Here is a 19,210-nt window from a genome sequence, read left to right as displayed (position 1 = left end):
AGCACCTGCTGGCCACCTGGACCGGCACTTGCCCCACCTGCCGACAACCCACCCCATGGCAGCCCTACGACACGACCTAACAAAGCACTACTAGGGCCCACAGGTCCCGGCGCGGCGGCCCGCCGGGCCGCGCCCCGGCCGTCTCCTCCTCGGCCAGTCGCCGCAGGAGCGCGCGGAACTCCGGGTCCTGGGACAGCTCCGCCAGCTCCACCCACGCCCGCACCTGTTCCGTGCCGGCGTCGTCGGGCAGTTCCGGCGTCATCGTCCGGCCGGCCGCCGCGAGGCGCGGGTCGGCGCCGCCGCCGAACACCGCGTCGAGGAACTCGTCGGTAAGTCGGCGGCGTTGCCGTTCGGAGAGCCTGGCCAGCTGGTGCATGAGGTCCAACTCCTCGGGGTTCGGGTGGCGTTCGGCGACCGCCGTCAGCACCGCGCGGCGCAGGCGCAGGGTGCGGATCTGCACCGAGAGGGCCTCGGCATGGGCCCTGGCCACCTCGGGGAGGGGGACCTCGCGGTCGACGACCCTGCGGACCGTCGGCAGATCGATCCCCAGGTCGCGCAGGGTGCGCACCAGCTCCAGGCGGGCCACGGCGGCGGTGTCGTACAGCCGGTAGCCCGCGGGGCTGCGGCCGGCCGGCGTCACGATGCCGCGGTCCGAGTAGAACCGGATGGTCTTGACCGTCAGACCGGTGCGCCGGGCCAGTTCCCCGATCGAGCAGAGCGTGGTGCCGCCCATGCGCCCACCCTCTCGTCTCCCCCTGCGGGAGACTCAAGCGGTCCGCCGGAGCAACCTCGTTGTGGGATAAATGAGTTGATGGGCACCTTCCGGTACGCTCGGCGGCATGAGTGCTGACGATCTCCCCAAGCTCGCCCTCGCCTTCCCCGGCCCGGAGCGCGACAGCGGGGTCGAGGCCATCATCAGCGGCCGCAAGACCGCCATGACGGCGCTGGTCGAGATCCTGGAGCAGATAGGGCAGCCCGTCCCGGAGGTCGGCCAGCGGTACGCGGTGCTCGACTCGGACGACCGTACGGCCGTGGTGATCGAGCTGACCGAGGCCCGGGTGATCCCGTTCCGCGAGGTGGACGACCGGTTCGCGCTGGACGAGGGCCGTGGTTACGCGAACGCCGAGGAGTGGGCCCGTGCCCACCGGGACTTCTTCCGCGGTGAGCAGGTGACCGAACTGCTCGGCTACACCCCGGTCGTGGACGACGACGCCCTGATCGTGGCCGAACGCTTCCGGGTGGTCGGCCCCGAGGACTGACGCGGTCCCCGCCGGGCGACGCCCGGCGGGGACCGCTTCGGCGCGGCCGCTACGCGCCCTGCGCCTTCGTCAGATGCCGTATCGACTCCTCCAGCGCCCCCTCCAGCTCCACCAGCCGGGGCATCGGGATCTCGCCCATGGTGGCGATGCGGAAGTGGGTCTCCGACAGGCGGCCCTGACCTGCGTAGATGACGTAACCGCGCCGCTTCAGCTCGTCGTGCAGCGCGGGGTAGGCGATGCCGTGGGGCAGCCCCAGCGCCGTGACCGAGTTCGCGCGATGCGGCTCCGCGATCAGCACCGGCAGCCCGAGCCGGGCGAACCCGGCGCGCACCACGGCCGCCCGCTCCCGGTACAGGCGCACGCGCGCCTCGTACCCGCCGGCGGCCTCGTACTCGGTGATGGCCTCGTCCAGCGCGTAGCACGTCTGGACCGCCGGGGTGAACGGGATGTCCCCGGCGCGCTGGGCCCTGAGCTGGGCGGCGGGGTCCAGGTAGACGCTGCGCCGGGGCACCGCGGCGACCCGGTCGGTGCCCTTGGCGGTGGACAGCAGCAGGAAGGAGACGCCGGGGATGCCGTGCAGCCCCTTGTTCGCCGTCCCGCAGATGACGTCGGCGTGCGCCTCGGCGAGGTCCGGTGACTCGATGGCGGTCGAGCTGATCGCGTCGACCAGGAAGACCGCTTCGTGCTCACGCACGATCGCGCCGATCTCCGCGATCGGGTTGAGCAGTCCGGTGGTCGTCTCGTGATGGACGCAGGCGACGGCGTCGATGCGGTCGTCCGATCTCAGCCGGTCCGCGATGGCGCCCGGGTCGACCGGGCTGGCCCAGGGAGCGTCCACCACGACCGTCTCGATGCCGTGGGCCTCCGCCATGGACAGCAGCCGGGCGCCGTACACCCCGTTGTTGACCACCAGCAGTCTGCGCCCGGCCCGGACCGAGCCGATCACGGCCGTCTCCATGGCCGCCGTGCCGGAGCCCGTGATCAGCACCGTCTCGTGGGTGTCCGCCACCCCGAGGCACCGGGCCACCGACGCGCGCAGCCGGGCGAGGAGGGCGGCGAACTCCGGCTCGCGGTGGCACAGATCGCCCCGGAGCATGGCCTCGCGCACCGCCGGGGAGGTGCCCGCGGGGCCGGGGTTGAGCAGGACGAGGTCGCTCGTCGCGGCGAGGTCACTCATCGTCGCCCCAGTAGACCGGTGCCGGGATCGCGCCCTGGAGGCCGTTGATCATCAGGTGGCCGTCGCCCTTGATGCCGTAGCGGCGGATCGCGCCCACGAACTCGCCGTCCAGGACGTAGGAGCCGTAGACCACGGGCACGTTGAGTTCGTGCAGGTCACCGGCCTCGTCCTGGAAGGTGAGAGGCTTCGGGGTCGCCGTCATCAGCTCCTGCACGACCCAGGGGCGCTCGGCGGTGGCCGCCTGTTCGATCAGGGCGGACCAGTCGGCGGCGGTGAGTTCGCGGCCGATGAGGACGTCCCGGCCCTTCTCCCCCAGCGCGGGCTTGATCACCAGCCGGTGCTGGTTGCGCAGGGACCAGTCGAGCAGGTCGACGCGCTCGCCGCGCCAGAGGGTGTGGCGCTCGGTGAGCCGCCTGGTCCAGGGCACCGCCTCGGCCAGGGCGGAGGCGAGGGAGGGCGGCAGCTCGCCGGTGAAGTCCTCGTCGGACAGCATGGCGAGCGTCGCCTTCGTGGCGAGGATCTCGCCCCACAGTCCGGTGATCGACGTGAGGGCCCCGTCGCGGGCGGCGGCGGAGATCCGGTTCAGCTCCGCCATCTGGTGCGGGTTCTCCACGTCCGGCAGGAAGTAGCGGTGGACCAGCCCGATGCGCCGGCCCTGGTGCCAGGCGGCGCCCCGGGCGATCTCGATGTCCTCCATGTGCACGGAGCGCGCGGTCAGTCCGTGCCGTGCCAGCTCCAGCACCAGGGAGCGGTAGTGCCAGTTGTCGAAGTGGTCGTCGCCGGCCGCCTCGTCGGCGTAGTAGGTGAGGGCGATCAGGCCGTCCTCGTGGGTCATGCGCCGGCGCACGATGTCCGCGAACCGGCCCATGAGGTAACGGGGTTCGCCGCAGGCGCCGAACTCCGGCCGGAGCACGTCCGCCTGATGGGCGCGCAGCAGCATGTCGTTGAGCGGGAACAGGCCCGCGAGGGAGCCCGCGTTGACGTCGACGATGACGCAGCGCTCGGGGCCCGTGCCGTCGGTGCTGCCGAGGATCATGTCGGGGCGGCCGATGAGGTGCCAGTCCCGCGCGGGCAACGACTCCCACATGGGGACGAGTTGCTCGGGCAGGCCCAGGGCCTTGGCCATCCGCCCGGCGTCACCGTCGTAACGGTCGATGAAGGCTTCCACGCCGCGCCGGAAGGTCCCCCAGGTGCGGGACATCTGCCCGTACGTCGCCGTGGGCAGCCGGGCGGCCGACAGGGCGAACCGGAAGGGCACCGGCACGGCGTCCAACTCGGCGGTAATGGAAGCGAGTTCTTCCGCGCTGAGCGCGCGGGGCGCGACGAGTCCGGTCACCGTGCCGCCTTCGCGAGGAAGGTGCGGGCCCTCTGGAGGAACTCCTCGGGCCGCTCCATGGTGATCATGTGGCCCTGGTCCGCCACGTACTCGGCGCTCGCCCCGGGGATGTCGCGCGCGAGGCGCTCACCGATCTCGATGGCGTCCGGCTGGTCCATGCCGCCGATCAGCACCAGCGTGGGCACCTGGATGGAGCCGAGCCGCTCGGCCGCGTTGGGCACGAGTTCGAGTTCGTCGGGCTCGTGGCCCTCCTCCGCGACCGTCCTGCGCCGGCGGTCGTAGCCCATGGCGGCGGAGACCCGCAGCCGCGCGATCAGCGCGGGGTCCATGTCCGCGAGGGTCCGCTTGGGCCCGGCGACCCAGCTGCCGAGGCTGATGTCGAGGGCCTTGTCGTAGTCGCCGGCCCAGATGAACTCCTCCTCGGCCATCCGGTTCGTGTTCACCTCGTCGGTCCACACGTGCTCCCGGCTGACCGGCGCGGCGAGCAGCAGGGAGAGGACCCTGGCGGGGTACAGCACCGCGAACTCGACGGCTATCCGGCCGCCGAAGGAGGGGCCGATGATGTGGGCGCGCTCGATGCCCAGGTGGTCGAGGAGGGCGGCGAGATCGTCGGCCGACTGGTAGGGCTCGTCCGGGTATCCGGAGCGGCCGAAGCCCCGGAAGTCGTAGCGGACCACGGTGTAGTCCTCGGCCAGTGCCTCGAACTGGCCGTCCCAGATGGTGGTGTTGCCGTTGCCGGTGTGCAGCAGGACCACGGCTTCGCCGGAGCCCGCGCGTTCGTAGTAGAGCTCCGTGCCGTTGACGGGCGCGAAGCCGGTCTCGTGGTGCGTCATGTTCTCTCCTCGTGCTGGCTCAGCCGCGGGCGGCGGTCAGCGCGCCGGTCAGCGGGGTGGAAGGCAGGGCCACGGTCTCGCTGTAGCCGGCGGTGCGGATCTCCACCAGGAGGTCCTCCTGGGTCATGGAGCTGCCGCCGTTGACCGCGGTGACCAGGTCGGACATCGCGTTGACGATGGGCAGTTCGGAGTCGGCGGCGAAGGTGGTGGCGATCACCCAGCCGCCGGGCCGCAGCACGCGGCGCACGGCCTCCAGCGCCTTCGGGATCGCGTCGGGGGACATGAAGCTCAGCGGCAGCCAGGCCAGGTCGTACACCGCGTCGTCGGCGAGGTCGGTGACATCGCCGTGGCGCAGCTCGACCCGGTCGGCGCAGCCGGCCTCGTCGATCACGGTGCGGGCGAGGCCGAGCACCCGTTCCATGCGGTCCACGCCGACGACCCGGGCGCGCGGCCAGCGTTCGGCGAGGCGCGCGGCGAGCTGGCCGGTGCCCACGCCGACGTCGAGGAACGCGGCGTCCGTGCGGTCGGCGATGTCGGTGAGGCCGAGGACGGGGGCGGCCTCGTCGACGATCCAGTCCGCGACCTGGCGCGAGCCGCGCCCCTGGGCGAGCAGGACCTCGTCGGGCATGTCGCCCCAGCCCTTGGTGGGGCCCTCGGCGAACGCCGCGGCCTGGGCGAGCTGGCTGGTCAGCGCGGCGGCGAACTCCGGATCGTGGGAGCCGACCGGCAGCCCGGACAGGGTGAGCGCCCGCTCCACCGCCGCGCGTTGCTGCGGGGTGAGGTCGTCGCGGCCCTGCGCGGCGTAGGCGGCGACGGCCCAGGCCGCGTCGACCAGTCTGCTGAGTTCGAACTGCATCTGTGCACCGAGCATGATGCTGCCTCCTTGGCATCAAACAGAGTCGAGCCGGGTGACACCGAGCCGGGCGGGTCGGGCCGCGTCAGACCGTGGTCTCGGCCGGCTCGTTCTCCACGGCGCCGGGCCGGGAGGAGAAGGTCGATCCGCCGCGCACCAGCAGCGGCAGCGGGGCGGCGACCAGCACGATGAAGGCGCTGACGATGAGCATGTCGCGCGTGCCGATGCTGGCCGCGACGAGACCGGCCGCCGCGTAGCCGAGGGGCATCAGACCCTGGCTGCCGAGCCAGTCCAGGGCCATGACCCGGCCGAGGACGCGGTCGGGGACGTCCTGCTGGAGGGCGGTCATCCACAGGATGGAGAAGACGGTGACGCCGACGCCGGCGATCGCCCAGCAGATGAGGACGCCGACCAGCGGCAGCACCGCCAGGGAGCCCACGGAGCCGAAGATGGTGAAGATGCCGCAGACCGCGACGGTTCCCGGGCGGCGGGTGCGGATCCTGCCGCCGACCACCGAGCCGATGATCGAGCCGACGCCGAGGGCGGCGAACGCCCCGCCGTAGGCGGCGGATCCGCCGAGGCTCTTCTCGGCGACGATCGGGGCGGCCAGGAAGGCGGGGGCCACGCAGAACGTCATGACGACGGTCGCCATGCCGATGGAGGCGCCCACCCAGGGCCGGGAGCGGATCTCCCGGATGCCCTCGTTGAAGTCGCGCAGGCCGCGCCGGAAGATGCCGCCGGGCTCCTCGTCCCCGGGGGACTCGTCGCGCGCGTTGGCGGCGTCGGTCTCCTTGATGAACACGAGGGTGGCGAGGCTGGCGGCGAAGGTGCCGACGTCGATCCACAGCGCGGGCCCCGGGCCCACACCGGCGATCACGAGGCCGGCCAGGGTCGGTCCGGCCACCATGGAGACGTACTGCGACAGGGCGCTGAGCGCGTTGCCGCCCTGGAGCGCGTCCTCGGGCAGCAGCCGCGGGGGCACCGCGCTGTAGGCGGGCAGGAACAGGCCCTCGGCGATGCCGATGGCGATCACCAGGACCAGGAAGACGGCCGTGTTCATGTGCACCGGGGCGATGGCGATGGCGGCCACGCCCACGGCGCGCACCACGTCCGCGCTGATCATCACCCGGGTGCGCCGCCAGCGGTCGCCGATGGAGGCCGCGAGCACCGTGCCCACGGCCAGCGCGATGCCCTGGACCGCGAGGACCACGCCGAGCCCGGTGGCGCCGGCGTCGCGGTCCAGGACGACCATCGCCAGGATGATCGGGAACATGGCGTTGCCGATGGAACTCAGGGACTGCCCGGTCCACAGCAGGGCGAAGTCCCGGTGTTTGAGCGGCAGGAACATGCTGGGTTTGGGATCCGTCATGTACTCGATCTCTCAGGGGTCGGTTCGTCAGAGCGGTCGTACGGCGGTGAGGCAGGTGAAGTGCGGCGGGGCGCTGGGGAGTTCGACGGTCCGCATGCCGGTGAGGCCCGCCTCGGTGAGCCAGTTCTCCACCTCGGGCCGGGAGTACATGGCGCCGCTGCTGGTGCGGGCGGCCAGGAACAGGGCGTACTGGGCACGCACCGGGTTCGTCTCGTACGGCCCCGAGCCGAGGATGTCGATGACGGCGAGCGTCCCGCCCGGCCGGACGGCGGCGGCCGCCCGGTGCACCAGGCGCTCGGCGTCCTTCGCGGTCTCCAGGTGCAGGATGTTGCCGAGGATCACCAGGTCGTGGGCGGCCTCCGGCAGGGTGACGTCGAAGTAGCTGCCCTCCAGCGTGGCGACCCGGGCCGCGACGCCGGCCTCGGCCGCGTTGTGCCGCAGCCCTTCCAGGACCGGCGGCAGGTCCACGGCGGTGACGCGGGCCTCGGGCATCCGGGCGGCGACGGCCAGGCTCCACACGCCGGATCCGGCGCCGAGGTCGAGCACGGAGCGGGCGCCCCGGCCCAGGCCGTAGGGCTCCTTCTCCAGGGCCTCGGCCAGTTCGGCCGCCGCGGCCGGGTACATGTGCCCGAGCCCCTGGGCGACCTGGGCGTAGTGGCGGCCCCGCTCCTCCAGCGTGCCGTCCATGGACAGCAGCGGCTTCCCGGTGACGAGCACCTCGGGCAGGTGGCCGAAGAGGTTCAGGTGCAGTTCGACGCCGCCCGGGGCGTTGCGGGCGCGTTCGGCCAGCTCCGGGGAGGCCTGGTACCGGCCGTCCGCGTGGACGGCCGCCCCGCTGTGCACGAGGACGTTGAGGGTGAGCCGCGTGGCCAGCGGGTCCAGGTGGAGGTCGGTCGCGAACTCCTCGGCGGTTGCGGCCCGTTCGAGAAGTGCCGTGAGCAGACCGGCGCGTTGGGCGCCGAGGACCGCGAGCACCGGTATGCCCTGGTCGAAGACCTCACCGAGCGCTGTGGCCGGCTTCGTCATGAAAGTTCCCTTCACTCTTCGGAGTTGCACATCCAGGAGACGAGCTCGACGGGCTCCGCGCCGAAGCGCTGCTTCCACACCGGGTTGGTCCGGCCCAGCTCGATGACCTCGCAGCCCTGGGACACCGCGTAGTCGACGGAGAGGTCCAGCAGCACCAGGTACGGGCTGAAGTTGCCGCGCACCTCGGCCTCCACCCCGATGGCCCAGTTGTGCAGGGTCCGGCCGTCCACGAAGGACACCGAGGCGGCGACCACGTGCCCCGCGTCCTCCAGGGTGAAGACGCAGGCGGGTGCGCCCACGTTGGCCAGCAGGTGGGCCAGCGGCCCCTGTTCGTAGTAGCCGGGGTTGTAGCGGTCGGCGGTCAGTTTCAGCAGCCGGCACGCCTCCCGTATCACCCGCTCGGGCACCGGGTCACGGTAGACGTGCCCGGTGATCTGGGCCCTGGCCGCCAGGCGAAGCTGCCGGCGCGCGTCCTGCCGTACCCGGCCGGGGAGGCGTTCGAGGTGCTCGGCGAAGCCGCCGACGGCCGTGAGGGGCATGCGGAAGCGATGGTTGCGCGGCACCCGGCGCGCCCGCCCCGCCATGAGCGGGGTGAGCGGGGAGTCCAGTGCCATGTTGATGAATCCGAACTCGGCCGCGCCCCACTCCCGGGCCTGCGCCCGCATCGCGTCCCACAGCGGCTCCACCAGTTCCTGCTCCCCGTGCCGCAGGGGCAGCCGGGTGTCGTAGCAGTGCCAGAAGTGGCTCACCGCCCAGGGCGGCCCCTCGACGGTCTGCTTTCCGAACGGGTCCCGGGCCGGCACCAGGTACAGCGGCATGACGGCGGCCAGGTCCGCGCCCGAGCCGACGGTGAGGTAGCGGACGTCGAGGGTGGGTTGCAGGGGGCGGGCGGCGTACGAGCTGAGCAGCGCGGACCGGTAGAAGACCGGTGCGCCCGCGGCGGCGACCACGGCGTCCCAGCCGTTCGGGTCCGGGATCCGGGTGTGGGAGGAGATCCGTATGCCTGTGGCCGGCATCGGAGGGCTAGCCCACTCGCTCGTCGGTCATGCGCAGCACCTGCTCCACCGGGGCGATCTCCGGTTCGACGGCCGCGAGCAGGCACTCGCTGCGCAGGGTGCTGAGCATGGGGGGCAGCGTCGCCAGCATGCGGCGCACGACGACGTTGGCGAAGAGCACGGTCGTCGCGCCGTACTCGGCGAACGTCTCCAGCGGCACCTCCGGCAGCGAGGTGGGCGCCAGGGTGATCGGCAGCAGTCCGCGGACCTGCTCCAGGACGGGGAAGAGCTGGTCCTTGCACTTCTTGTTGACCTGGACGAACAGGCCGTCCACGCCGGTCTCGGCGTAGCGGCGCATTCTGCGGACCGCCTCGTCGACGCCGAGGCCGGCCACGAGGGCCTCGCAGCGGGCGACGATGCGCAGGTCCTTGCGCTCGGCGGTCACCCGCTCCAGGCGCCGGGCGAACTCCTCGGTGTCCATGAGGTCGCGGGCCTCGTCGGCGGCGAGCGAGTTCCGCTTGGGAAAGACGTTGTCCTCGATGACGACGGTGTGGGCGCCGGCGTCCTCGAAGAGCCGTATCGCCCGGGCGGCGGTCAGGTCGCTGCCGTAGCCGTTGTCGGCGTCGACGTAGATGGGGAGCGTGGTGGCCGCGCGGACCTCGCGGACGACGGAGGCCATCTCGGTGGGGGTGATCAGGTTGCGGTCGGGTACGGCGAAGCGCGAACAGACCTCCAGGCTGCCGAGCCAGAGCAGGTCGAAGCCCGCGCTCTGCACCATGCGCGCGGTGAGCGCGTCGTGGACGCCGACTCCGATGGACGTGGCGGGGGTCGGCCTCAGGGCGGTGTCGTGCGTGGTCATGGTCTCAAGTCCTTTGGTGGGGGTGTCCGGTGGTGCCGCGGCTGGGTGAGGTACGGCGTTCAGCCGGCGGCCGCGGTCATGAAGCGGGCGCGGATCGCGTCGGGCTCCAGGCTGGCCGTCGCCCGCGGGGGCGCGGCGCCCGCGCCGGCCGTGGTCTCGATGACCAGCAGGGCGGGTCCGTGCTGCGAACCGAGGCCCTCCAGGGCGGGTTTGAGGTCGCTGAGGGCCGTGACCCGGCCGCCCCAGCGGTAGCCGCTCGCCCGGGCGACCTCCTCGAACCGGGTGCGGGCACCGGCGGTGGGCTGGCCGCCGGTCGACTCGTACTGCTGGTTGTCCAGGACCACGTGGACGAGGTTGCCGGGGGCCTGGGCGCCGACGGTGCCGAGGGCGCCCATGTGCATCAGGCACGCGCCGTCGCCGTCGAGCACGAAGACCCGCCGGTCGGTGCGGGCCAGTGCCAGGCCGAGGCCGAGGGAGATCGCGTGGCCCATGGAGCCCTGCATGTAGAAGTTGCCGGGCCGGTCGGCGCCGGCGAACAGCCAGCGGGAGGTGAACCCCGTGGTGGCGACGACCAGTTCGTCCTGGAGCAGCGCGCCGAGCGCGGCCACCACGTCCTGGGTGCCCGGCCGCTTGGAGGTCTCGGGCGTCTCCTCGGCGGGGGCCGGCTTCTCCATGACGCCGCGCGGGACGACCAGGGCGGCGGTGCGGCCGGCCCGGACCGCGTCGAGGGCGGCGTCGAGGGTCGGGCCCAGCTCGGCGGGGTCGGCCGACAGTTGCCAGTGCGGCACCTGGAGCGCGTCGAGGAGCGGGACGGTGGCGGCGCCCATGAGCCGGTGCTGGGGCTCGTCGGGCGGACCGTCCGGGTCGCCCCGGTGGCTGACGAACATCAGCACACCGATGTCGTAGGGGGCGGCCAGCGAGGTGAGGGGGTTGACCAGGTTGCCGAGGCCGGAGTTCTGCACCAGCACGGCGCCGGGCGTGCCGGCGAGGGAGAATCCGCAGGCGGTGGCGAAGGCCGCGCCCTCGTTGGCGGAGGCCACGTAGCGGCCGTCCCGCTGGAGCAGGGGGATCAGGCCGGCGAAGTAGGAGCAGGGGACTCCCGCGAACCGGTCGACGCCCCGGTCGCGGAGCGCCCGGTCGAGGAGGTCCGCGGGCAGTACTGGTGTCGTGTTCGTCATGTGTTTCCCTGACATCAGAGCCGGAGTGCGGTGCGGGGCGAGCGGGCCACCGCGTCGGCGAAGCGTATGGCCTCGGCGGCGCCGACCCCGAAGAAGGTGGCGCGCAGGGCGGGTTGGGCAGCATCGAAGTGACGGGCGGCCACGACCTCGAACCCCTCCTCACGGAACGCGGCGAGCGCGTCCTCTTCGAGCTGTTCGGTGGCCGGCGGGCCGGACTCCGGTGGCGCTCCGGCCGCTTCGGGGGCCAGCGGGATCAGCGCGTTGGGCCCGTCGAAGGCGGGGAACGCGATGCCGTGCGCCGAGGCCAGCCGGTCCCTGAACGCGGCCTTGGCGTCGTCCACTTCGGCCAGCAGGCCTGCGCGGAGCAGGTCGAGACCGCCGCCTTGGAGGAACAGTCCCCAGGCCCGCTGCCACACCGGTGAGGGGGGCGTGCCCAGCAGTTCCGGGAAGGCCTCCTCGAAGCAGCCGGGGCCGGCCATCCAGCCGAGGCGCGCGCCGACGCCCCGGAGCTTGTGCAGGGTGCCGGCGCTGTCGGCTCCGGCCGGGGTGCCGGCGTGACCGCAGAACCAGGCGTACGTCTCGTTGACCACGACGCGGTAGCCCTCGGCGGCCAGTTCCGCGACGCGGCGGCGGTCCTGGTCGGTCAGGGTGCGGCCGTCCGGGTTGCGTCCGGGCGAGGTGAGCCACAGCACGGTGTCCCCCGGCTCGCCGCCGGCGGCGCCCTTGAGCAGCTCGTCCCAGGAGGCCCGGGTCACCGTGGCGCCGGCGCCCGCGAGGACGGGCAGGACCCCCGGGTAGGTGGGCCGTTCCAGCACCACGTGCCCGAAGCGCCGGGCATAGGTGAGCGCGGTCGCCCGCAGGCTGGCGGTGATGGTCAACTGCTCGGCGGACAGTCCCAGTTGGTCGGCCAGCGCCTCCCGGAGGACCTCGTCGCCCCGGGGGGCGGGTACGGTCCACAGGTCGGCCTGCCGGGCCGCCTGGGCGACCCGGTCGGCCCACAGCCGGGTGGCCTCGTCCGGCCAGGGGGCCGGGGACCCGCTGAGGTCGATCACGCCGGCCCTGCCGTGAGACGGCGGGCGAGCGCGAGGCTCTCCCGGCTGATCTCACCCCAGACGGTGGGGACGAGAACGTCGTTCCCGTACCGGACGGCCCACGCGTTCGGGGCGCCGAACAGGGTGATGCCGTCGGCGAGTTCGACGCTCGTCACCTCCGCGGGGGCGGCGGCGGACTCCGCGCCCGCGAGCGTGTCCCACACCTCGCGCGACACCAGCCGCCAGCAGCGGTCGCGCCCCGGGTCGCCCGGAGCCGCGCCGCCGTCCGGATCCGCGACGCGCGGGCTCAGGTCGGCGGAGAAGTAGTGGCGCGCGGAGTCCGCGAGGGCGGTCGCGGCCGCCTCGCTGGCGCCGCGTGCGCGCTCGTCGTCGTAGGCCAGCGCGGCGAACGCCTCGGCCCGCGCCTCGGGTCCCGGCGGGGTCAGCTCCAGGCCCGTCTCCTCCCCCAGGTCCGGGGGCAGTACGGCGGTGCTCTCCGGGTAGGCCTGGCGGACCGCGTTGACCACGCGGGCGAGCGCGCCCTGGGCACGCACCGAGCGGCACAGCTCGCTCACCGACACCCAGTCCGGCGTGGTGTGACTGACCAGGGCGTGCAGGTCGTTGACGTCCTTGACGGACAGCATCTGGTCGCACAGGGCGTGCGCGGCGGTGATCGCGATCGAGGTCTCGACGCTGGGGACGGTGGCGGGCAGCCCGAGCGCGGTCCCGGCGCGCCAGCCGGCCAGCGGCAGCAGCCCCGCGTGACCCACCGAGAAGGCGCCGATGTGCAGGTCCACGCGGGCGTACGGGTTCTTGGTGTCGGGGTAGACGAGCGAGACCTGGCCGTACAGGGCGCCGTTGTCGTGCCACTTGAGCCAGGGCATCTCGTCGGTGTCGTAGACCCAGTCGCGCTCGCGCAGCCAGTCGACCAGCGGCCGGGCGGCGGCCCACTGGGGGAACTGGACGTCCACGTCGCCGAGATGGCGCAGTTCGGGCCGGGGGTAGACCGACTGGGCGCACAGTCCCTTGATGATGCGGCCGCCGAACTCCTCGACGGCTGCCACGACTTCGCGCATCTTCGGGGCGGCCTGGGCCTGCCAGGCGTCGTCCTGGCGGACCTCGTCGGCGAGGAGTTCACGCAGGCGGGTCGCCCAGGCGGAGGTGGTGTGGCCGTCGAGGGCGGCGTGCGCGAGGCGGGTGACCTTCGAGCGGGAGAGGATCGCGTACAGGTCCTCGGGGGTGATCTCGCCGTCCAGCGTGTTCAGGGCGGCGGCGACGGTCGGGGACGGCGGGTCAGTCCGTCCCAAGGTCATGATCGCGGTCTGCGTGTCCATGCGCGCCTTTCGTGGTGAGGACGGGCTCGAAGTACTGCGATGTGGTCAGGACCGCGGTCTCCCAGGAGTCGCACGCGCAGCCGTGACGCCGGAGCACGAGGTCCACCTCGGACAGGTCCCAGGGGGCGGCGCTCGGGTCGAAGGGGTGCGCGAGGACGGCGAGCAGCGGGTGCGCGGCGGCCTCGGGGCGGACCAGGGCGGCGAGCCGGCCGCCGGCGTCCGGCCGGGCGAGTTCGCCGCGGGCGGTCAACCGGTCGGCGAGGGCCCGGCCTTCGTCGGTGAAGTCGCTCCACAGCGCGGAGACGATGCGGCCGCGCAGCGCGCCGAGGACGGCGACGTGGTCGCGGGACTCCCGCGGCTGGGTCCGGGCGAGCACCGCGAGGTACCCGTCGAGCGTCCCGCCGTCCTGGAATGCCGCGAGCGGTTCGGGGCCGAGTATCGCGGCCGATTCGCGGGCGGCGTTCGCGGGGCTGTCCGACAGATGGAGCAGGCTCAGAATGGCGTTCACCGAGCCGACCTCGTGCCGGATCGAGCCGGGACGCGTTCTGGGCGGCGTGCCGCCTTTGATTTCGTGGAGTACGGCGTACCGTTCCTCGGCGGTGCGGGACACTTCGTCGCGCAGCCGGAGGGCGACCGACGGTCCGAGTGAGAAGAGGGCGTCGAGGGCCCGATAGCGGAAAGTGCTCCCGGCGCCGACGTTCTGAATCTCGGCAATGGCGTCGATCTGCTGGGCGGTCACTCTCACTTCCCGCCATCCGACGGGTCTGAAACCCGCGACCGCGAGATGGTCGAGTATGGCGCCGACTCGCTGTTCACGCAGACTGTCCGGACTGATCAGGCAGAACGCGTGAGTTTGCCAGACCGATTCATCGAAAGACTGTCCCTCTCGAATGGCCCGTTCGTCTTCGATTGTCATGGGGCCTTTCCTTGTATGTACCGTCAAGGATCCCTATATATGCGTGCCGAGGTGCAGAGCGGCGCCGTACAGCGGGGCGGCGACGCATCCTCGCAGTTGCTTGGCCTCCCATGAACCGAGGCCGTAAGGAATGATCCGGACGCCCCGCTCGGGTGCCAGCGCGATGGGCTTGTAGAACAGCGTGGCGAAATAGGTGAGCCGGGAGTGGGGGTCGGTGTAGTCGGCCCCGGCGAGCGTGGGCATCCAGGTTTCGCCGTCCTGCACGAAGACACCGAAGCCCAGCGTCTTCCCTTCCCGTTCGGCCGTGACGACGGTGATCTCGTCGCCGTCGAAGCAGGACCGGAGCCGGCGGATCATCGACGCCTCCTTGGCCGGGTCCGCGGTGCCCCCGTACTTGGCGACGAGCTGGCAGCGCAGGTCGACCAGTTCCGGCTCCGCGTCCCGCAGGGGGCGGGTGGCGACGTGCACCTTGGCCTCCTCCAGGGCGCGCAGCTCACGGCGCACTCGCACCCGGCGGCGCGAGGACAGGGTGTCCAGGTAGCCGTCGAAGTCGGACCAGGTGACGTCGAGGTCGCAGCGGGCGGCGAACTCGACGACCGGCCACCCCGCCGTACGCAGGGCGTTCGTGAGGGCGGCCGCCTCCGGGACGAGGTACTCGAAGGCGACGGAGCGCAGCCCCTGTTCGCCGGCCCACTGCCGCAGCCGCTCCAGCAGGACGGCGCAGGCCGCCGGGTCCTTCGCGAGCCTGCCCACCGGCAGCGCCTCGTAGTGCGGCATGAGCACCAGCAGGCAGGGATAGACGTCCTCGGGCCGAAGGGTCCGCCACGGGTGCGGTCCCTCGGTCGCCAGGCCCTGATAGGACGAGGCTCCGGAGAATATCGAATACGGATCGATGCGCGTATTCGGTGAAGGGCCCGTCATGACCGAGCCGTGGAGCGCCAATTCCGGCTCACCCGACGTGCCGCGCAGAAAGATGGTGACGCGTTCTCCGGGCAGCCGCTTGGGCGCGAGACGCAACCAGCGATCCGTCGTCGTTGCGGGGAGAGGTGCGGGAGTTGCGGTGACAATGTCGTCCCAGGAGCCGGGCACACCCGGCTCCACGTCAATCACTAACGATGCTTCCGTCGTTTCTGGCTCGCCAAGATGCCGAACATGAGGCATGGGTAGATCCCCCGTCGCGCACAGATCCGTCACAGACACCGGCCCGAATGATCGATGCAGTCAAACACACTGCCGACAGCGAGGCAAGAGGATGATCGGCAGTCCGGAGCAGCGCAGAGATGTCCCGATTTCCCGTTATGTCGACTTCGCCTTGGAGGGAAGTCGCCTCGGGCTATTGACGGGGCGGCTGTTGACTCCCCGCGACGGTCCGTGATTAGCTCCCGAACCGTCTGCCACTAATCCTCCTCTTACCCATGCCGGTACGGCCTGCCCTCATGCGTGCGGCCGCTTGGGATTTGTCGAAACATTTCTTCCAGCCCACTTGAGCATCTGAACGCCCCTAAGGAGTCGCAGGATGGCTCATCTCCTTGAGGAACTCGCGCTTTCGGTACTCCCCGGGGAGGCGGACACGACCGCGCTCGCCGAACTGAGCTTTGTGCGACTGGGTGGTGACTCTCTGCGGGCGATGCACCTGGTCTCGCTCGCCGAGGAAAAGCTCGGCGTCGCCCTTCCGCTGGGCCGGCTGCTGGCCGACGAGCCGTTGTGCGCCGTCCTCGCGGACGCGGCACGGGCGGAGCCGGGGCCGGCGCCGAGAGCCGGGGAGCACCGTCCCGCCGCCGGACCCGCTCCCGCCGAGGGGCACCCGTCCCCCGGCGAACCCGCCGCCTCGAAGGGCCGGTTGTCGCACGCGCAGCAGGGCATGTGGCTCACCGAGCGGGCGGTCGGCGGCTCGCCGTACAACCTGGTCTTCGTCGCCTTCGCCGAGGGACCCCTGCGCCGCGACCTCCTTGCCGGGGCGGTGGCCTCGGTGGTCCGCCGGCACGAGAACCTGCGCACCCGCATCGTGGACGTGGACGGCCGCGCCGACCGGCAGGTGGACGAGGGATTCACCCCAGGGCTGGACGAGTTGGTCTACGACGCTGAGCGCGACGGCGCCTTCGAGCCCTTCGTACGCTCGACGGCGGCCCGGGAGGGACGGGTGGTCTTCGACCTCGCCGAGGCTCCCCCGCTGCGCTTTCTGTACGCGGCCGACGGAAACGGCCGGCACGCGCTGGTGCTGATCGCCCACCACCTGCTGCTCGACGGCTGGTCGGTCGGCCTGCTGCTGCGCGAACTCCTCGACGCCTACGACCACCCGGACCGCCCGCTCGCGCCCGCCCCCCGGTTCCAGTCCCTGCTGGACCACCAGGAGCGGCTCGCCGACAGCGGTGAATGGGACCGGCAGGCCGCGTTCTGGGAGGGCCATCTGGCCGGCGTACCGACGGTGCTGGAGATGCCGACGGACCGTCAGCGCCCCACTCTCCAGGACCCGTCGGGCACCCGCGCCCCCTTCGACCTCGGCGCGCAGGCCACCGCCGCGATCACCGCACGGGCCGGGGAGTGCGGTGTCACCCCCTTCGCCCTCCTCCTCGGCGGCTACGCCCTCACCCTCAGCCGCTACACCGGCGCCCGTCGGCTGCTGATCGGCGTGCCCCTGGCCGGACGCACCACCCCCGAGCTGCGCGAGCTGGTCGCGGTGACGGGCAACCTGGTGCCGGTCCGGATCGACATCGACGACGACCACGGCATCGGCGACTATCTGCGCGCGGTGCAGCGCTCCCTGGCCCTCAGCCTCGAACACGGCTCCCTGCCCATCGACGCGCTGGTCACCCGGCTGGGCCTGGGCGGCAGCACCAGCCGCCACCCGCTGGTGCAGTTCTCCTTCGGCATGCACGACCAGTTGGTGCCCCGGCGCCTGGCCACCCGGGACCTCGCCGTCCGGATCGAGGAACTGCACGGCGGCGGCTCGCAGTTCGACGCGACCCTGTTCGTCAGCGACAGCGATCCGTCCTTCGCCGGCAGCCTCGAGTACGCGACCGGCGCCTGGCTCCCGGCGGAGGCCGAGGCGTTCCTCGCCGACTTCGGGGAGGCCGTCGAACGCCTGGCGCAGGACCCGGCGGAGGAGATCCTCGAAGACGTACGGGCCGTGTCCGCGCCCCAGCGGGCCCGGCTGGAGCGGCTGAACCGGACCGAGCAGCCGTATCCGCCGGGGACCATCGAGGAGCTGTTCCTGGCCCAGGTCGAACGCCGGCCCTCGGCGACGGCCGTACGCGAGGGCGAACACACGCTCACCTACGCCGAGTTGGCCAAGGCGGCGGCCCGGCAGGCGGCGCTGCTGCACGCGGTGGGGGTCCGGCCCGGGGACACCGTGGCGATCACCCTCGACCGGTCGGTCGCCGAGGTCGTGGCCGTCCTCGGCACCCTGTGGGCCGGTGCCTCCTACCTGGGGATGGACCCCGCTCTGCCCGCGAGCCGCGTGGACCGGATGTTCGAGCGCGTCAAGCCGGCGGCCGTGGTGGCGCGCCCGGGGACGGAGCTGGGGCGGCTGGGCGAGCTGGGGTTGCCGCTGGTGGAGCCGTGGCCGGCCGGCGCCGACGGTGCCGCCGTCCGGCCGGTCGGTGAGAGTGATCCGGGCCGGGTCGCGTATCTCGGGTTCACCTCCGGCTCCACCGGAACGCCCAAGGGGGTGCGCGTCCCGCACCGGGGGGTCGCCCGGCTGGTGCACGACGTCCGCTTTCTCCGGCTCGGCCCCGGTGAGCGCATGCTCCGGCTCGCGTCGCTGGGCTTCGACGCGTCGACGCTGGAGATCTGGGGCCCGCTGCTGTCCGGCGCGGCGATCGAGATCCTTCCGGCCGGGCTGCCCACTCCGGCCGAGATCGGCGACTTCCTGCGCCGGCGCGGGGTGACGGTGTGCTGGCTGACGTCGGGGCTGTTCCGGCTGGTGGCCGACTTCGCCCCGGAGGGGTTCGCCGGCGTACGGCACGTCATGACCGGCGGCGACGTGGTGCCCGCCCGCCAGGTGGCCGGGCTCCTCGAACGCCACCCGCATCTGCTCGTCACCAACGGGTACGGCCCGACGGAGAACACCGTCTTCTCCACCGTGCACACCGTCGGACGCGCCGAGGACGTCGAGGACCCGCTGCCGATCGGCGCCCCGGTCCCCCGCTCCAGCGTCCACATCCTGGACGAGCGCGGCCGGCTGCTCCCGCCCGGAGCCGCCGGGGAGCTGTACGTGGGCGGGGACGGGCTGGCCGTGGACTACGCGGGAGACCCGGCCGGGACCAAGGAGCGCTTCGGCCACTTCTCGGCGGACGTGCCCGAACGCCTCTACCGGACCGGCGACCTGGGCCGTCTGGACGCCCGGGACCGGGTGGAGTTCCTCGGCCGGGTGGACGACCAGGTCAAGATCCGCGGCTTCCGGATCGAGCCCGGGGAGATCGCGGCCGCCCTGCGCGAACACCCCGGAGTGCGGGACGCCGCCGTGGTGGTCACCGACGACGGGGGCGTGAGCAGGCAACTGCTCGCCGTCTGCGTCCCGGAGAGCGCCGCCGGCGCCCCCTCGCCCGCCGAGCTCGGCGCGTTCCTCGACCAGCGGCTGCCCGCGTACATGGTGCCGGGGCTGTGGGCGATCGTGGACCAGATCCCCGTGACCGCCAACGGGAAGACCGACCGTGCCCGGCTCGCCGGACTCGGCCGGGCGGCCACCGCCGAACCCGCCGCACCCACCGCACCGGTCGAACAGGACGGACGGCGGCCCGAGGTCGCCCGTTTCCTCTGCCAGGTGCTGGAGCGTGCCGAGGTGGGCGACGACGACAACTTCTTCGACGTGGGCGGCAATTCGACCCGCGCGGTCCGCCTGGTCGGTCTGCTCAGAAGGGAGCTGGGGGTCGAGGTGGGGCTGCGGGACTTCCTGCGGGCACCGTCCCTGTCCGGCCTGATGCGCACCATCGCCCGGGACTCCGGGCCGACGCCGGGTACGGCCGCGGTGTGATCCGCCGCGCGCCCGCGTGCGCCCACCCTGCCGAACCACCCCCCACCGCCCAGCCCCCATGGAGTACGCCGC

Annotated in this window: 15 protein-coding genes and 1 pseudogene; 2 read left to right on the top strand and 14 right to left on the bottom strand. The window is 72.7% G+C overall.

What is annotated here, in order from left to right:
• Positions 1 to 136: 136 nt before the first annotated feature.
• Positions 137 to 733, bottom strand: a pseudogene (locus tag AB0927_RS36170) (MerR family transcriptional regulator); the annotation flags it as partial.
• Positions 734 to 839: 106 nt separating this feature from the next.
• Between AB0927_RS36170 and AB0927_RS36165 the strand changes: the two are divergent.
• Entirely contained in the window at positions 840 to 1,259 is a 420-nt protein-coding gene (locus tag AB0927_RS36165) for an ASCH domain-containing protein (RefSeq protein ID WP_366672067.1), read from the top strand.
• A 49-nt stretch (positions 1,260 to 1,308) separates the two neighbouring features.
• Here the strand turns inward: AB0927_RS36165 and AB0927_RS36160 are convergent, their stop codons facing one another.
• The 13 genes from AB0927_RS36160 to AB0927_RS36100 form a co-directional block, all read right to left on the bottom strand.
• Positions 1,309 to 2,436, bottom strand: a complete 1,128-nt coding sequence (locus tag AB0927_RS36160) for an aminotransferase class V-fold PLP-dependent enzyme (protein WP_366672066.1) — start codon at positions 2,434 to 2,436, stop codon at positions 1,309 to 1,311.
• Positions 2,429 to 3,772 carry a hypothetical protein gene (locus AB0927_RS36155; protein WP_366672065.1) on the bottom strand — a complete coding sequence of 448 codons (1,344 nt, stop codon included), beginning with the start codon at positions 3,770 to 3,772 and terminating at the stop codon, positions 2,429 to 2,431. The genes AB0927_RS36160 and AB0927_RS36155 overlap by 8 nt, the downstream gene beginning before the upstream one ends.
• Positions 3,769 to 4,605, bottom strand: a complete 837-nt coding sequence (locus AB0927_RS36150; protein ID WP_366672064.1) for an alpha/beta hydrolase — start codon at positions 4,603 to 4,605, stop codon at positions 3,769 to 3,771. The genes AB0927_RS36155 and AB0927_RS36150 overlap by 4 nt, the downstream gene beginning before the upstream one ends.
• Before the next feature lie 19 nt (positions 4,606 to 4,624).
• Entirely contained in the window at positions 4,625 to 5,476 is an 852-nt protein-coding gene (locus AB0927_RS36145) for a class I SAM-dependent methyltransferase (RefSeq protein WP_366672063.1), read from the bottom strand.
• A 67-nt stretch (positions 5,477 to 5,543) separates the two neighbouring features.
• Positions 5,544 to 6,827, bottom strand: coding sequence for an MFS transporter (locus AB0927_RS36140; RefSeq protein WP_366672062.1), 1,284 nt, complete (start codon positions 6,825 to 6,827; stop codon positions 5,544 to 5,546).
• Positions 6,828 to 6,854: 27 nt separating this feature from the next.
• Positions 6,855 to 7,853, bottom strand: coding sequence for a class I SAM-dependent methyltransferase (locus AB0927_RS36135; protein WP_366672061.1), 999 nt, complete (start codon positions 7,851 to 7,853; stop codon positions 6,855 to 6,857).
• 11 nt (positions 7,854 to 7,864) lie between these two features.
• A complete protein-coding gene (locus tag AB0927_RS36130; protein ID WP_366672060.1) occupies positions 7,865 to 8,869 on the bottom strand; it encodes a GNAT family N-acetyltransferase in 1,005 nt (334 codons plus the stop codon).
• A 7-nt stretch (positions 8,870 to 8,876) separates the two neighbouring features.
• Positions 8,877 to 9,707 (bottom strand): isocitrate lyase/phosphoenolpyruvate mutase family protein, encoded by an 831-nt coding sequence (locus tag AB0927_RS36125; protein ID WP_366672059.1) that lies wholly within the window; start codon positions 9,705 to 9,707, stop codon positions 8,877 to 8,879.
• Positions 9,708 to 9,766: 59 nt separating this feature from the next.
• Positions 9,767 to 10,885: a phosphonopyruvate decarboxylase gene (gene aepY / locus AB0927_RS36120; RefSeq protein ID WP_366672058.1), complete on the bottom strand. Its 1,119-nt coding sequence runs from the start codon at positions 10,883 to 10,885 to the stop codon at positions 9,767 to 9,769.
• 14 nt (positions 10,886 to 10,899) lie between these two features.
• The gene (locus AB0927_RS36115; protein WP_366672057.1) at positions 10,900 to 11,937 is read right to left on the bottom strand and encodes a hypothetical protein; all 1,038 of its coding nucleotides are present in this window, start codon (positions 11,935 to 11,937) and stop codon (positions 10,900 to 10,902) included.
• Positions 11,934 to 13,250 carry a nucleotidyltransferase family protein gene (locus AB0927_RS36110; RefSeq protein ID WP_366672056.1) on the bottom strand — a complete coding sequence of 439 codons (1,317 nt, stop codon included), beginning with the start codon at positions 13,248 to 13,250 and terminating at the stop codon, positions 11,934 to 11,936. Before AB0927_RS36110 ends, AB0927_RS36115 begins: the two co-directional genes overlap by 4 nt.
• Complete coding sequence (locus AB0927_RS36105) at positions 13,210 to 14,166, bottom strand: nucleoside-diphosphate kinase (RefSeq protein WP_366672055.1); 957 nt, start codon at positions 14,164 to 14,166, stop codon at positions 13,210 to 13,212. The genes AB0927_RS36110 and AB0927_RS36105 overlap by 41 nt, the downstream gene beginning before the upstream one ends.
• A gap of 33 nt (positions 14,167 to 14,199) precedes the next feature.
• A complete protein-coding gene (locus tag AB0927_RS36100; protein WP_366672072.1) occupies positions 14,200 to 15,087 on the bottom strand; it encodes a GNAT family N-acetyltransferase in 888 nt (295 codons plus the stop codon).
• A gap of 595 nt (positions 15,088 to 15,682) precedes the next feature.
• Between AB0927_RS36100 and AB0927_RS36095 the strand changes: the two genes are divergently transcribed.
• On the top strand, positions 15,683 to 19,138 hold the full coding sequence (locus AB0927_RS36095) for an amino acid adenylation domain-containing protein (protein WP_366672054.1): 3,456 nt from the start codon (positions 15,683 to 15,685) through the stop codon (positions 19,136 to 19,138).
• Positions 19,139 to 19,210: the final 72 nt, after the last annotated feature.

Source organism: Streptomyces sp. NPDC048106 (assembly GCF_040706415.1).
In the GTDB taxonomy this organism is placed as follows: domain Bacteria; phylum Actinomycetota; class Actinomycetes; order Streptomycetales; family Streptomycetaceae; genus Streptomyces.
Note: the sequence above shows the minus strand (reverse complement) of the source record. Positions and strands in the feature narration are given on the sequence as shown.

Bases quoted from the DNA above. Each gene is read 5' to 3' on its own strand.
- AB0927_RS36165 (WP_366672067.1), top strand. From the start codon at position 840: ATGAGTGCTGACGATCTCCCCAAGCTCGCCCTCGCCTTCCCCGGCCCG.
- AB0927_RS36160 (WP_366672066.1), bottom strand. From the start codon at position 2,436: ATGAGTGACCTCGCCGCGACGAGCGACCTCGTCCTGCTCAACCCCGGC.
- AB0927_RS36150 (WP_366672064.1), bottom strand. From the start codon at position 4,605: ATGACGCACCACGAGACCGGCTTCGCGCCCGTCAACGGCACGGAGCTC.
- AB0927_RS36145 (WP_366672063.1), bottom strand. From the start codon at position 5,476: ATGCTCGGTGCACAGATGCAGTTCGAACTCAGCAGACTGGTCGACGCG.
- AB0927_RS36140 (WP_366672062.1), bottom strand. From the start codon at position 6,827: ATGACGGATCCCAAACCCAGCATGTTCCTGCCGCTCAAACACCGGGAC.
- AB0927_RS36135 (WP_366672061.1), bottom strand. From the start codon at position 7,853: ATGACGAAGCCGGCCACAGCGCTCGGTGAGGTCTTCGACCAGGGCATA.
- AB0927_RS36130 (WP_366672060.1), bottom strand. From the start codon at position 8,869: ATGCCGGCCACAGGCATACGGATCTCCTCCCACACCCGGATCCCGGAC.
- AB0927_RS36125 (WP_366672059.1), bottom strand. From the start codon at position 9,707: ATGACCACGCACGACACCGCCCTGAGGCCGACCCCCGCCACGTCCATC.
- aepY (WP_366672058.1), bottom strand. From the start codon at position 10,885: ATGACGAACACGACACCAGTACTGCCCGCGGACCTCCTCGACCGGGCG.
- AB0927_RS36110 (WP_366672056.1), bottom strand. From the start codon at position 13,250: ATGGACACGCAGACCGCGATCATGACCTTGGGACGGACTGACCCGCCG.
- AB0927_RS36105 (WP_366672055.1), bottom strand. From the start codon at position 14,166: ATGACAATCGAAGACGAACGGGCCATTCGAGAGGGACAGTCTTTCGAT.
- AB0927_RS36100 (WP_366672072.1), bottom strand. From the start codon at position 15,087: ATGACGGGCCCTTCACCGAATACGCGCATCGATCCGTATTCGATATTC.
- AB0927_RS36095 (WP_366672054.1), top strand. From the start codon at position 15,683: ATGGCTCATCTCCTTGAGGAACTCGCGCTTTCGGTACTCCCCGGGGAG.